The sequence below is a fragment of the uncultured Brachyspira sp. genome, from assembly GCF_944388875.1.
Classification (GTDB): domain Bacteria; phylum Spirochaetota; class Brachyspiria; order Brachyspirales; family Brachyspiraceae; genus Brachyspira.
Window position 1 is genome coordinate 1 of record NZ_CALXKQ010000038.1, and the last position, 15,455, is coordinate 15,455.

A 15,455-nucleotide genomic window follows, 5' to 3' on the forward strand; every position below is an offset into this window, starting at 1 on the left:
GTTGACTGTTGACTGTTGACTGTTGACTGTTGACTGTTGACTGTTGACTGTTGACTGTTGACTGTTGACTGTTGACTGTTGACTTCATCTAAAATCCAATAATATTATTAGTTTTTTATAATATAATAATATGAAAAAAATGTCAACATACAAAGTACTATTTATTATTGTTTTTTAGAACTAATTTAGATACAAAATATGCTACAATTATTGCTGTTATACCGCCAATTAATTTAGCAACTATCATAGGAAATATCATGCTTTTATACTCACCGCCTGCATAACCAGCTGTAAATCCTAAATGGTCCCCAAATGTAAAAGCAGCACTAACAGCAAAAGCACAATTAATGATTTTTCCTTGATTATTCATATCTTTCATTATATTAAACATAGGTATATTATTTGCTAAAGTTGCAACTAAACCTGCAGCTCCTACATCATTCATACCTAATTTTTTTCCAATAGACTCCAGAGGTTTTGAAGCTGCTTTAGTAAGTACAAATACAAGCGGAAAAGCACCTGCCAATACAAAAGCAATACTTGCTACTGTAGTAACTGCATCTGATATTGGCGACATAGTTATTGTTTTGTTATCTATTGTAAATTTTATTATTTGAATACCTGTTAATGCCTCTATAACGGCAAAGACTAAACCTATAGTAATTAATATAACTAGAAATTTAGAAAATATATCAAATACTTTTATCAGAATATCTCTCATAAAGATTAATCCAAAAGTAAGAAGTATTGAAACTATAATTATTGGTATAAGATTTTTTATTAAAAATACCACTCCATATCCTGCTGCAAGTCCGCCGAAAAAAGCTCCTATTGGTATAGTAATCATACCTGAAGCTATACCTAAAGCTAAATACTTATGATCCTCTTTATTGATAATACCAATTGCAACTGGTATAGTGAAAACTATAGTAGGTCCCATCATAGCACCAACTATAAAAGCTGAAAATTTACCTGCATTTATATCATTTGCAAATTCTAAAGCTAAAGGTGCACCTCCCATATCATTTGCAAGTATTGTCGTAGCAAACATAGCAGGATCTGCTCCAAGTGCCGTATATATAGGAACTATAAGCGGCTTTAATAATGCTGCTATTACAGGAGCTAAACATATAATACCTATCATAGATAAAGCTAAAGATCCCATAGCATTAAACCCAGCTTCAAACTGCTCTCCAAGACCAAATTTATTACCAATGATTTTATCTATAGCTCCCAAAACCATAAATATAATCATAATATATAATATTATCTCATTTATACTCATAAATTATAGCCTATAAATATATATTAATTCAAGTTAAAATATGACAAATTTTTATGCAGACCAGATATATGATATCTCATATATTCATACGATTTATTCATAATTCCCCATAATGACCATATGTAATTATGTATAATCTGAGATTTCCTAACCCTTAAATCATCTAAACCATTATATGATTTAATTAATTTAAGACGTCTTTCATCATCAATATCTGATTCGCATACAAAACTAGCTATATCTAAATAATTAGAAGTAAAACCTGAATACTCAAAATCTATTATTTTTACATCTTCTCCATTATATAATATATTTCCAAATAATAAATCTAAATGACATAAAACCTTTTCATCTTTATCCAATTCTTTAGCTGATTTATGAATAAAATCTCTTTCTTTTTCAGTAACCAAGCTGATAGGTACTAATTCCTCATATTTTTTTATCTTATTATACATAAGCAAAGGCACAAATCCTGGATTATCTTTTAATTTAATTTGATGCAATTGTTCTAATCTTTTCATAAAAAGAGATAAAAACTTTTCATCTATATCATCAAACTCTAAGTCTTTATATCCTTCCAAATAATTAGTTATTTTAATATCATAATCAAAAAACATACTTTTAGGAGCGATATCTTCAGAAACTAATGACATAATATGTTTTTCTGCAGGTCTGTCTATAAACTTTTCTGTACCTAATCCAGGAATTCTTATTACTTTTTTATCACCATTAAAAGTTATTTTATAATTATAATTAGTTAATCCTTTTAATCTTAAAGCCTCTCCATCGTCAGAACATTGTTTAGCAATATCTTCAAAAGTTAAAGTATTAGTCATAATTGCATCTTTAAAAGAATCTACTTCTGTTACAATATCTTCTGCCTCACTAATATAAAAATCAATTCTATTTAATGCTCTAAAAACAGCGTATTCCCAATATTCATTATCAGTACAATTATCAAGTTCTTTTTTTATAGTATCAACATATTCGCCTGCAAAATAAGCAATTCCTGTTTCTCCATATCTTCCGCTAGTAGCATCTTCAATAATTTTTATAAGCTTTTTTTCCTCATCAACAATATATTCCCATACCATAACATTGTTAATTTCCTGAGATAAAAATTGACATTCATTAGGTTTTATATATTCGAAAAAAGATTTTTTAATATATAAATCTCCATTCATTATTATAGTACCATTAGTTATTTCATCTTTAACTAATTTTAATGATGCACTGCTGTTTTTTGAATCAAAATCTTTTGAAACTACCTTTTTAAATCCTAATTTCTTTTGCAAAGGATCGAATAATTCATGCTTATAACCTGTAACAACAGTAATATCATCAACTCCGCCCTCTCTAAGAATATCAATGGCATTTTCCAATATAGATTTTCCATGTATTTCAAGTAATGGTTTAGGTTTTACCAAAGTCATAGGAAGAAGTCTAGTACCTTTACCTGCTGCAAGTATTATAGCTTTCATAATTATAATCCTTAATAATAAAAATCACTATTTATTATACAAAAATCTATTATATTGTCAAATAATTATGAAATTATTTTATATTAAGTATATCTAAATTATTAATCAAAGCATTTATATGAACTTTAGAATAATACTTAGCATTATTAACAATATACCAATATCCCCATATATAATTAACAAGTATCTGAGCCTTTCTTACTCTTTTTTCATCTGCTCCATCATATAAACTTATAAAATCTGAACGCTGTTCATCATTCATATTAGATTCACATATGAAATTAGCTAAATCCCAATATTTTGAAGAAAATCCTGAATATTCAAAATCTATTAATTTTACATCTTCTCCATTATACATTATATTTCCATAAAGCAAATCTCTATGACATAATACCTGTTCATCATTTTCTATTTCATCGGCTATAGATAATACAAAATCTCTTTGAGTATCTGTTACTATTTTTTTATTAGCAATAGATTCATATTTATTAATTTCAGAATGCATAGACATAGGCTTAAAATCTTTATAATCTTCCAATTTTATATTATGAAGTTCTTTCAACCTTATTACAAATAATTTGAAAAAATTTGTATTTAAATCTTCATCTGTTATACTATGATAACCTTCTAAATAATCAGTAATTTTCACGTCCCAATCAAAAAAGACTGTTTTAGGACATATAGTTGATGGGACTATAGAAGTAACTTTCTTTTCCGCAGGTCTGTCTACAAATGATTCAGTTCCTATTCCTGGTATTCTTATAACCTTATCTTCTCCTAAAAATCTTATCTTATAATTATAATTTGTAAGTCCTGCTAATCTTAGAGCTTTATTATCATCTGAACACTGATCTGCTATGTCATCTGATGTTAAAAGATTATGAGTGATAGCATCGCTAAAAGAATCTATTTCATAAATTATATCTTTTACTTCTGTTACATAAAAATCTAATTTAGATAAAGAATTTAAAACACAATATTCCCAATATTTATTATCATCTGTTTTTAATAATTCTTCTTTTAAAACATTTAAATCTTTCTTAGAAAAATATGCTATTCCTGTTTCGCAAAGACCGCTTTTACCATTTTCATCTATAGAAATCAATTTATTATTATTATCTATATTATATTTCCAAGTATCATGTATTGTATTATCCAATCTTTGCCCTATAAACTGCGATATATCTTTTTTTATAAATCTTATAAAATCACTTTTTATATATAAATCACCATTCATTATTATTATATCATCATCAATATTATCAACTACCAACTTTAAAGAATATGAACTATTTGTTGCATAATAATTTTTATTAATAACCTTATTTAATCCAAATCTTGATACATATTCATCAAATGCTTTTTCTTTATATCCTGCAACAATGGTGATATCATTAATATTTGATTCTTTCAAAAAATGAACCATATTCTCAAGTAAAGTTTTACCATGAACATTTAATAAAGGCTTAGGCTTTATTAAAGTCATAGGAGCAAGTCTGGTACCTTTACCAGCGGCAAGTATTATAGCTTTCATAAATACATCCTTAGATTTTTATATTTTTTTTAAAGCAAAGGCATTAAATCTATACTGATTATTTGAATATCCTGATATGTTTTGATCTTCTATTATTATCTTTTCAAATCCTAATTTCACCAAAATATTGAATATTTCTTCTTTAGAAAAGAATAATTGATTTAAACCTTCATATTTTTTTTTGTACTCTTCCTCACCTATCTCAGCAAAACGAACTTTATAATATATGTCCATTTTAGCTTCATCGCTTATATCCAAAAATGCTAAACTTCCGTCTTTAGAAAGTATACTATAAGATTTTTTTATTACTGAATAAGCATATTCTTTATCATTAAAATAATGAAAAGCACTATTACAAAATATCAAATCAAAAGATGTATTAAATATGGTATCAATATTAATAGCTTCATCACAACAAAAATTACAATTTTTAATAACCGTTTTTGCTATATTTATTAAATTACTTGAATAATCAAAGCCGTATAATTTAGTATTTTTATCTACTATATCTTCTAATACCTTTAAAAATGCTCCGCTTCCACATCCAATTTCCAATATTGATTTTTTACTATTTATATTAACAACATTGCATATATAACAAACATATTCTATCCAAGATTTTTCATTCAATACTTCCTTGCCTGAGTTATCAAATCCATCTATTGATATAAGATCTTTTAAAGTTAAATTTTTAGAAAAATTTGATCCTTTTTTATCCCATATATTTTTCCACATAAATTACTCCAAATAAGTAAATATTTTATAAAAATTTATAAAAAGATATTTTTCAAAATAAAAAAATAGATCTTGAAATTGATATTTAAAGGAATAAATATTAGATTGATGTATAAATTTTAAATTATTTGCTTGCTTGCTTGCTTGCTTGCTTGCTTGCTTGCTTGCTTGCTTGCTTGCTTGCTTGCTTGCTACAATGTAATATAATTTACAAATATTCATAGTCAGATTATTATATGCAATAATTTTACAAAAGTCAATATTAATTTATCTCTGTAAGCATTTTACTTAAAACCAAAGCTCCATTTCTAGCAGCTTCACCTCGGCATTTATAAGCCTCGTCTTTTGCTTTTATAATATTATCTTTTAATGAAATATTATTAATGGTATCATTTACTATATTTGAAATATTTGAAAAGTTATTCTCATTTAAAGATACAGTTATTTTCGGCAAAGTTTTTAAAGTCCAAGTTTCTTCTTTAAGTTCTATAGCATCATAGCCCCTTTTATCAAAAGTAAAACTAGGTATAATGGTAGGTTTTTCAAAGAGAAAAGCATAATCCAATATTACGCCTGAAAAATCAGATATCATAACATCGGCTTTTGATAATGAATAAATATTATCTCTATTAAAATCCCATTCTATATTGGCATTATCTTTATATCTATTTTTTAATCTTTCAAGCATATCTTTTTCAACTATACTAGATTGTGGATGAGGGCGTATTATAATATAATATCCGCTATCTAAAATAGGGTCTATAACTTTTTCACCAAACCTAGTAAGAAGCCCATTCATACCCCAAGATGGTGCTATCAAAACTGTTTTATTTTTGTTATCTTTGTTAATATTTTTCAAAGCATCTTCTTTCTTTTTATTGAGTTCATCTAAATAAGTACTTCCTATAATTTCCAATTCTTTTACTTTAGTGCCCCTTGTTTCTTCCAATTCTTTTATATCAGATATTTGATTTTCACCGCTTAATAATACTGCATCAAAAAAATCTAATGAATACAAGCAGTACATAGCAGACTCATTTGGAGCATGAAATATATGAACATATTTTTTCACTCCTTTAGAACGCTTTAATTGAAATACATCTAAATTCGGAGTAGTCATTAAACAAATATCAGCTTCTATGAAATTGAGTTTAGCATAAGCCTTATTTCCAACACCTATAAACTCAGCATGCAGTAAATCATTTTTTATCTCAAATATAGGATCATCTTCGCTTGAACTGTAATATATAACTGGGGTTTCTAATTTTATTAATTCTTCTATTATGGGCTTAAATACATTACAATATCTTTTATCCTCTCCATAAATTATTATTCTTGCCTTTTTAGAAGCCTCTGTTTCCATATTTTTATTTTTAGAAAAAGACATAGTTTTTAATTTTATTATTAATGCTTTAGATAAAAAGAAAAGTGTACCTATTATTCCAAAAAGTGCTGAAAAAAGCAAACTACCTGTGCCTGGATCTATATATCCAAATACATTACTTTGAAATAGAACAAATAAGACTAATACGCTTAAAAACATATATTATAACACCTTAAAATAATTCTAGAATTAAGTTTATAATCATTTTTATATAAAGTCAAATTTAATTATTGTTTTTAATATTTAATTCTGTTATTTTTTTTGTATTCCAATCTATTTCAAATTTCTTCCAATTATCTATATTAAAAATATTATCTTTCACATGATAGAAATTTGTAAAATTATAATGATCAGGATATTGTGCCTTTAAATCATTATTTGCCATTTTTATGATATAAACACCATTTGTTTTATAATCATTTGTTATTATTTTTGAAGTAAAATAATTTTCAATATTTGGTATATGTTTAGTAGCCAAATAAGGCATATCTGCTGCTGTCATAAAATTAGTATCAATTATACATTCACCTCTGCTATTAAAATCTTTAAATAAAAGCAAAGAATTATGTAAAGATAAAAATTCCAAATCTTCTGGTATGTTATAATCATCAGCATAACTAATACCATTTCCATGATCTGAAATTATAATAATTTTTGTATTATCATACAATTCATTATCTTTTAAAAAATGTATCATATTAGTTACAGTATTTATTGCAGCCATATTAGCATAAAAAGCAACAACGCTTCCAAAATTTTTATATATTTTAAGATCACTATAAGGAATTTCTTCATAATAATACTCTGTAGGCAAATATTTAGAATTGAAAACATTTGGCATATGCGTTATTGAACTATCAAAAACATTATAATAATTACCATTTTCTTCTATGTCAATAATATTTGTCATCTCTAATAATTCATAATATGAATTGATAGAATTGTTAATATTTATATCATATTTAGACTTAATAAGCCATTTAGAATCTTGATAAAATGAATATCTTAACCATACTGGAAGCATTCTAAATAGAGAGAATCTAAATGTTTTATCAAAAACTATATTATTTAGTTTATTAGTATATGCTCCATATATACCTTTATCATTAAAAAATTTATTTGTGATACCATCATAAAATTTTTCTTCAAAAACAATATTATTTATATTTGTATATTTCTCAATAGGAACCTTAAAATATGTAAGATATGAAATAGAATATAAACAAGACTCATATCCATATTTGACTAATGACATAGGCAGCATAATCAAAGCTTCTGACATAGAATTTGTCATATTAAAATTATTATTTGTACTTAATTCAAATGAAGAATATTCATATCCTCCATATAATGATGATACTGATCCTAATGTAGGAAGACCTAATGAAACTGTATTAAGATATAAAGTAAAACCATCAAAATCTTTTTTATAATCTGGATACATTTTGAAAGCATCATTCCAGTATGATGGTACAGCAGAATCTAAAAATACAACTAAAATATTATTTCCTGTTTTTGAAAATTTGAATAAATTTTGATTATTACTTACAACTGTATTTTTATAAAGAATAAAATCTTTTAATTCTTTATTTATATTATAAATATTAGATATTGAAATAATAGAAATAGCCAATAGCACTATATATAATAAATTTACAACTATATTTACCTTAGAATTAAATACTAAAATTAAAGTTATTACTGAAAATACCATTATAAAAGCAATATTGACTAAAATGTCTTTATTTGTATACAATAAATTATCTAGTAAATCAAAAGTGAAATTAGATGTTATAAATCCATAATCTCCAACCATTATAAAAGTATTGACTAAAGCTATATTTAATATTAATAATAGAGCAACTGTTAAATAGCTTTTTATTTTTTCTGAAAATAAAAAATATATAAAAAAAGGATAAAATAAAAACATCCCTATGCTCATAAAAAAATCATTGAATATCATTTTATACGGCATATCAAATTCAGATGGGGAGCTTGATACCAAAGAGGTAGGTATAAAAAAACCAGATAAAAAACTAATAACAAGACAAGATACTAATATTAATTTAGTTTTATTTTCTATAGATATTATTTTATCATCAATAAAATATAAAAATGACTTAATATTTGATAAAATATTATTATTATTAATAATAATGGCTATTAATAATAATATAAGATAAAATATCAATATACTTTTTTTAATAAATAGTTTATAATTTACATATAATTCACCTATATTTTCAATTTCGTCAGTTAATGTAATTACACCAAATGGACTGCCATTTTCACCAAATTTTAAATCTATTATTCTAAAATCTAAATTATTTGTATTAACTGTTACTCCATATAAATCACTATTTTTAAAAATTTTACTGTAGTAACCCAATTTAACATCATATTTATAATTTATATCTTTTTGTTGGAAATTAGGGTATACTAATAAATATCCTTTTCTCTGAATATTTCCTAAAAAAAACATAAATATCAATATTATTGATATTGTTAGTATTAATATGTTATAATATTTATGAAAATTGATTTTTTTATTATGCAAAACCTTATATTCTATAATAATATTTTTTATCAAAGAAAATAAACAATTAATAGTCCAGTAAAATAAAAGTCCTGATGGTGAACTATATAATAACACTAAAAATACTAATGATACAGCATACAATGGTAAACTTTCTTTAAACTTTAATTTTTTTGAATAAACTAGACCTGATAATAAACTAAATAATGTCATTATAAAAGGAAGCACATTAATAGCTAAATTACCTATTTTCAATAAAGAATCTGGTTTTGAAAAATCTTTAATAAATAAAAAACTACCTGAAGCCAAATTTGGTATGTCATGTATAAAATAATATGCCGCCATAAAAAAAGGTATCTGTATTAATAAACCTAAAGTACCTCTAAAAGCATATATAGTCTTGTAACCATATATTTTATAACATGCTTGCAATAATAAAAATTTTTCATCACCTTTAAAAGTCTTTTTTATAATATCTATATCAGGTTTCATTCTAGATTGTATTTTTTCTTCTTCTTTTTTCCATTTATCTGATACATTATATAATGGGATTAATAAAACATTTACTGACAAACTAAGTAAAAATAAACTGTACGCATAATTCAGTTTAAATATATTATTAAATAGGTAAAATAACATTTCTATTATAAATTCTATAGGATATATTGTAATATTATAAAGAATATCAAAAAACATCATTATATAGCTCCATGAAAATTAATATATTCTATTTAAAATTTCAAATAATTCATCTCTAGATAAATATACAGGATTATTATCTATTCTTCCTATTGTAAAAGAATTATTTACTATATTTTCAAAATCATTTTTTTCTACACCAAAATATGATAATCTTAATTCTACTATATTTTTACATACAGAATTGAGCCAATTTTTTATTCCGCCATATGTAGAAAACAATTGTGATAATTCATTAATATTTTTTGTTTCATATTTATTTATTTCAAATAGTTCTGATAATGTCAAAGCAACAGCAAATCCATGTTCTATTTTATACATAGAAGTTAATGGATAAGATATTGAATGGCATGCTGTAGTTTTTGTTTTAGAAAATGATATGCCAGCAATCAAAGAAGCTATAGATAATTTTTCTCTGCATTCATAATATAAAGGATTTTCTAAAGCAGCTGGTAAATTATTTACTATTAATTCTACAGCTCTAATTGATAATTCCTTTGATAAAGAATTTGTTGATTTTGCCCAAAAAGCTTCAATTGCATGTGATAAAGCATCCAATGCAGTTGATAATATTAACTTTTTAGGCATTGTTAATGTTAAATCAGTACATATAAAAGCTTGCTTAGGCTGCAAATAATAAGCATCTATGGAATATTTTTTATTATTCATTGAATCCCATATAGTAGCCCATTTAGTAACTTCAGAACCAGTTCCTGCTGTTGTTGGAACTGCTATAATATCTATATTTGTATTAATATAATCTTTATTTAAAATTTTATTTACTATATCATCTCTAGTATAAATCGTGTTTATATTTATATCATAAAAAGCAGATATAGCTTTAGCCAAATCAATTGCACTTCCTCCGCCTATAGCTATTATTTTTGATATATTATTACTTGCTATTATTTTTAATGAATTAATAATATCAATTTCTGTAGGATTTGAATTGAAAGAATTAATCCATATAAATTTATTTTTATAAACTAAATCTGATAAACAGAACCTTTCAGAAGCACTTTTACTAATTACTATAACTGTGTTTTCTTTTTCTTCAATATTTTGAATATAATTTTTTAATAAATTTAAATCACAAAAATTTATTTCTGTTAAACAATAATTATTATACATAATAATCCTACTTTTATTCTTCAGGTATTAAAGTTAATATTTCTTTTATTGACATACAATACTCATCAGCTTCTTTAGCCCTTTTATTATAAAGAATAGTTTCAGCAGTTTTTTTCATAGCTGGAAAAGCACTTCTAGTTAAATGATTTGCATATATTACAATGTTTACACCTATTTTAGCAAATTCAGCTTCTCTAACCGTATTAAATGTAGTAGGCACTACAACTAAATATGCAATTTTTTCCTTATCCCTAAATCTTTTACAAAACTCGAATATCTCATCAGGTTCTTTTCTTCTAGAATGTATCATTATTCCATCAGCACCTGCATTGACATAAGAAAATGCCCTCTCTAAAGCATCATCAATTCCTTTTTCTAAAATCAAACTTTCTACTCTAGCAATGATCATAAAATCTGTAGTTTTTAAACTTCTTTTTCCCGATTCAATTTTATTGCAGAAATTTTCTATACTATCTTGATTTTGCTCTACTTCCGTTCCAAAAAGTGAATTTTTCTTTAAACCTATTTTATCTTCAATGATAATTGCAGATACCCCTATTCTCTCTAAAGTTTTTACATTATAAACAAAATGTTCTATTAATCCTCCTGTATCACCATCAAATATAATAGGTTTAGTACTAACCTCCATAATTTCATTCAAAGTCTGAAATCTTGACGACATATCAACCAATTCAATATCAGGTTTACCTTTAGAAGTAGAATCACATAGACTAGAACTCCAAATAGCATCAAATTGATAATGTTTTCCATCTTTTACAATTTCGGTTTTTTCAGCTATAATGGCTGTTAATCCATTATGTGCTTCTATAACTGATACAATATCTTTGTATGATAACACTTTTTTCAATCTTGCTCTTCTAACTTCAGGTACAGATAAAGATTCTTTATATTTATTTTCAAGATTTTTGTATTCTTCATTTGAAGAGTATGGATATTCTATAAGAGTTTTACCTATATCATTTAATATATCAATAGTCTCATCTCTTAAATATTTTAGATTATTATCTTTCCAATCATCACCATGAACAACATAATCAGGTTTTATTTTATATATATTTTCTTTATAACTTAAAGAATCCTGCTTTACAATTTTATATATATATTTAATACCACTTAGTATTTCTTTTCTATGTTCAAAATCTAATATAGGAAAACGTTTATAACTTGAAACAATTTCATCAGTTAATACTCCAACTATAACCTTACCAAGTTTTGAAGCTTTTTCTAAAATCTTTATATGTCCTCCATGAATAATGTCTGTACTAAAAGCCATATATACTTTTTTATCATTACTAAAATCATCAAAATATATAGATACTAAAGATAAATCATCTTCATCATCTACTTCCATACATAATTTATCTTCTACATCTATAGGTTGAATATTGCATTTATCAGATATATTATTAAAAGCTTCTTCAGCATATACATTTATATTTCCCAAATGGCAAAAATTACAAATTTCTTCAAGCCATATATACCAATCTTCTTTATTAATTTTATATAAAGGCTGTCCCATAAATACATTATCAAACATATTAACAGATATTTTGTTTATTTTATCATCTAATACTCTAACTTTAAAATCTTTTTTTATTATAGGATAAAAGGATGTTATTGCCATGCAACTATTTTTATTATTAATTAAACTTGATAAAACTTCATCATCAAAAACTAAATCACCATGCATCAATATTATATCTTCATATAATAAATAATCTTTAGCTAAATAAATAGAATATATATAATTTGTAGTAGTATATTTATCATTAAAAACAAACTTAATATTAATATCTAAATTTAATTCATTACAATAATCTATTATTTTTTGAGATAAATATCCTGTAGTAATTACAACATCTTTTATATTAAATTTATTTAGAAATTCTAATTGTCTTTTTAAGATAGTATATTCATCATTTATTTTCAATAAACATTTAGGAAAATCTAAAGTAAGTTTTTTTAATCTGCTTCCAATACCAGAGTTTAAAATTAATGCTTTCATATTATACCTATCATTTTATATATTTCATAAAATTATTTTTATTTTCTATTGAAGAGATTGTAGGGCGACCTAAATCCTCTTTGGAATACATTGACACTTTTATTTCTATAAATGCTGGTAAAGAAATGTTTTTTATATTATCTAATATATCATATAATTCATCATAAGTATTAACTAAATAAGTTTCTTTATAGCCGCTATCTTTAGCCAATTTATATAATTCTAAATCAGAACATATAGTTGGGACTCCTCCTACTGATTCATGAGAAGCATTATTAATAAGTATATGTATAAAATTATTCGGTTTTTTATTTCCAATTAGAGCAATAGAACCTAAATGCATTAATGCTGCTCCATCTCCATCTATACACCATATAATTTTATCTCTTTTATTCAATGCAATAGATAAAGCTATTGAAGAACTATGTCCCATAGAACCAACTGTCAAAAAGTCTTTATTATGATCCATACCGTATTTTTCCCTTATTTCAAAAAGCTCTCTTGATATTTTACCTGTAGTAGAAATTATTATATCATCTTTAGCTTTATTAACCATCATCTCTATAACTTTTTCTCTAATTAAAGAAAAATCATTTTGAAAATCTATTATTATCTTATCAAATATATTTTTTTTAATAATAAAAGCTATTTGCTTTCCTTTATTTAACAAATAAATATTATCATCTAAAATATTTTCTATATCTTTTATAGTACAAAAATTATCTACAACAAAAGTTTTTACATCAACACATTCTAACAATTGCAATGTAATTTGACCTTGAAATATATGCTGAGGTTCATCTTTTACACCTGGTTCGCCACGCCATCCAATAATAAAAACTGCTGGTATTGCATAAACTTTATCATTTAAAAGTGATGCTAGAGGATTTATCATATTACCTATTCCGCTATTTTGTAAATAAATGCAAGGATATTTACCTGTAGCTAAATGATATCCAGCTGCTAAAGCAACAGCATTTCCTTCATTTACAGCAACTATATGTTTACTGCTATCAAATTTAAATCTATTAATTATAGCATTATTAAAACTTTGTAAATGCGAATCAGGAACACCAGAAAAAAAATCGATGCCTTTTTGTAATAATAGATCAATAAAATCGTATGGATTTATCATATTTTACCCTATTACTTAACAATACTTACCATATTGTCTAAACTATTTTTTATATATTTAGCTGTATATTTAGAAGCCTCTCCTTGATACATATATGCTTCTTTCCTTATATCCCTTATATTTTTTATAATATTGTCACTGTTAACAGCATTAGATATTATATTGCCTATATTACCAAAATCACTTTCTTCTATATGAATACTTATTTTAGGAAGCACTTTGAATGTCCAAATTTCATCTTTGAGCATAGCTATATCATATATTGATTTATCAAATTTAAATTCAGGTATTAAAACAGGTCTCTCAAATAAAAATGTATAATCAAATATTACTCCAGAAAAATCTGATATCATAATTTTTGAACGTGAAAAAGATATTATATTATCAACAGAAAAATCCCACTCTATATTTTTTTTATCTTTATATATGTCTTGTAAATTATCTAAGACACCTTTTTCTGAAATTAAAGATTGAGGATGCGGTCTTATAATTATGTTCATATTAGTTTTTAATAATTCATCTATTAATTTACTACCATATCTAATTAAAAGAGCATTATCACCCCAAGAAGGTGAAAGCAATATGCTATCAGCTTCTATAGAATCTAAATTTAATTGTTTCTTTTTTTTATCTAACTCATCTAAATAGGAACTTCCAACTATAACAACTTCTTTAGGGTTTTCTCTTCTTAATTTTTCAAGCTCTCTTATATATTCTTCCTGATGATTTCCATTAATTAAAATTGAATCAAAAAAATCCAATGAATACAACCTATAAAGGGGTATTACTGGGGAATGTACTATATGCACATATTTTTTTACACCTTTAGAACGCTTTAATTGAAATACATCCAAATTCGGAGTAGTCATTAAACAAATATCAGCTTCTATGAAATTGAGTTTAGCATAAGCCTTATTTCCAACACCTATAAACTCAGCATGCAGTAAATCATTTTTTATCTCAAATATAGGATCATCTTCGCTTGAACTGTAATATATAACTGGGGTTTCTAATTTTATTAATTCTTCTATTATGGGCTTAAATACATTACAATATCTTTTATCCTCTCCATAAATTATTATTCTTGCCTTTTTAGAAGCCTCTGTTTCCATATTTTTATTTTTAGAAAAAGACATAGTTTTTAATTTTATTATTAATGCTTTAGATAAAAAGAAAAGTGTACCTATTATTCCAAAAAGTGCTGAAAAAAGCAAACTACCTGTGCCTGGATCTATATATCCAAATACATTACTTTGAAATATAACAAATAATACTAATACGCTTAAAAACATAATACCACCATTAAAAATCAAATAAAAAGAATTGAATATTATATAAGGATAAATAAATATTAAAAAACATCACAATGCCCCCAAATTAAATTTTTGGAGTTTGTGATATTTATTGTGCAATAAAAAACTATATCAAAATAGGTTTGCGGTTTGCGGTTTGCGGTTTGCGGTTTGCGGTTTGCGGTTTGCGGTTTGCGGTTTGCGGTTTGCGGTTTGC

10 protein-coding genes are annotated in these 15,455 nt (G+C 24.8%); all 10 read right to left on the reverse strand.

Annotation, left to right across the window (positions count from 1 at the left end; genetic code table 11):
- Positions 1 to 157 precede the first annotated feature (157 nt).
- The 10 genes from Q0J69_RS13650 to Q0J69_RS13695 all read right to left on the reverse strand — a co-directional run bounded on the left by Q0J69_RS13650 (position 158) and on the right by Q0J69_RS13695 (position 15,238).
- Positions 158 to 1,285, reverse strand: coding sequence for an ethanolamine utilization protein EutH (locus Q0J69_RS13650; protein ID WP_297208433.1), 1,128 nt, complete (start codon positions 1,283 to 1,285; stop codon positions 158 to 160).
- 23 nt (positions 1,286 to 1,308) lie between these two features.
- Entirely contained in the window at positions 1,309 to 2,766 is a 1,458-nt protein-coding gene (locus Q0J69_RS13655; protein ID WP_297208434.1) for a sugar phosphate nucleotidyltransferase, read from the reverse strand.
- A gap of 73 nt (positions 2,767 to 2,839) precedes the next feature.
- Positions 2,840 to 4,300, reverse strand: a complete 1,461-nt coding sequence (locus Q0J69_RS13660) for a sugar phosphate nucleotidyltransferase (protein WP_297208436.1) — start codon at positions 4,298 to 4,300, stop codon at positions 2,840 to 2,842.
- Positions 4,301 to 4,318: 18 nt separating this feature from the next.
- Positions 4,319 to 5,035, reverse strand: a complete 717-nt coding sequence (locus Q0J69_RS13665) for a class I SAM-dependent methyltransferase (RefSeq protein ID WP_297208438.1) — start codon at positions 5,033 to 5,035, stop codon at positions 4,319 to 4,321.
- A gap of 262 nt (positions 5,036 to 5,297) precedes the next feature.
- Positions 5,298 to 6,578 (reverse strand): CDP-glycerol glycerophosphotransferase family protein, encoded by a 1,281-nt coding sequence (locus tag Q0J69_RS13670; RefSeq protein ID WP_297208440.1) that lies wholly within the window; start codon positions 6,576 to 6,578, stop codon positions 5,298 to 5,300.
- Positions 6,579 to 6,642: 64 nt separating this feature from the next.
- On the reverse strand, positions 6,643 to 9,654 hold the full coding sequence (gene yidC / locus Q0J69_RS13675) for a membrane protein insertase YidC (protein WP_297208442.1): 3,012 nt from the start codon (positions 9,652 to 9,654) through the stop codon (positions 6,643 to 6,645).
- A gap of 18 nt (positions 9,655 to 9,672) precedes the next feature.
- A complete protein-coding gene (locus tag Q0J69_RS13680; RefSeq protein ID WP_297208444.1) occupies positions 9,673 to 10,785 on the reverse strand; it encodes a phosphonoacetaldehyde reductase in 1,113 nt (370 codons plus the stop codon).
- 13 nt (positions 10,786 to 10,798) lie between these two features.
- Positions 10,799 to 12,811 (reverse strand): phosphoenolpyruvate mutase, encoded by a 2,013-nt coding sequence (aepX, locus tag Q0J69_RS13685; RefSeq protein WP_297208446.1) that lies wholly within the window; start codon positions 12,809 to 12,811, stop codon positions 10,799 to 10,801.
- A 10-nt stretch (positions 12,812 to 12,821) separates the two neighbouring features.
- Positions 12,822 to 13,946, reverse strand: coding sequence for a phosphonopyruvate decarboxylase (gene aepY, locus Q0J69_RS13690; RefSeq protein WP_297208448.1), 1,125 nt, complete (start codon positions 13,944 to 13,946; stop codon positions 12,822 to 12,824).
- 11 nt (positions 13,947 to 13,957) lie between these two features.
- Positions 13,958 to 15,238 carry a CDP-glycerol glycerophosphotransferase family protein gene (locus Q0J69_RS13695; RefSeq protein ID WP_297208449.1) on the reverse strand — a complete coding sequence of 427 codons (1,281 nt, stop codon included), beginning with the start codon at positions 15,236 to 15,238 and terminating at the stop codon, positions 13,958 to 13,960.
- Between the last annotated feature and the right edge of the window lie 217 nt (positions 15,239 to 15,455).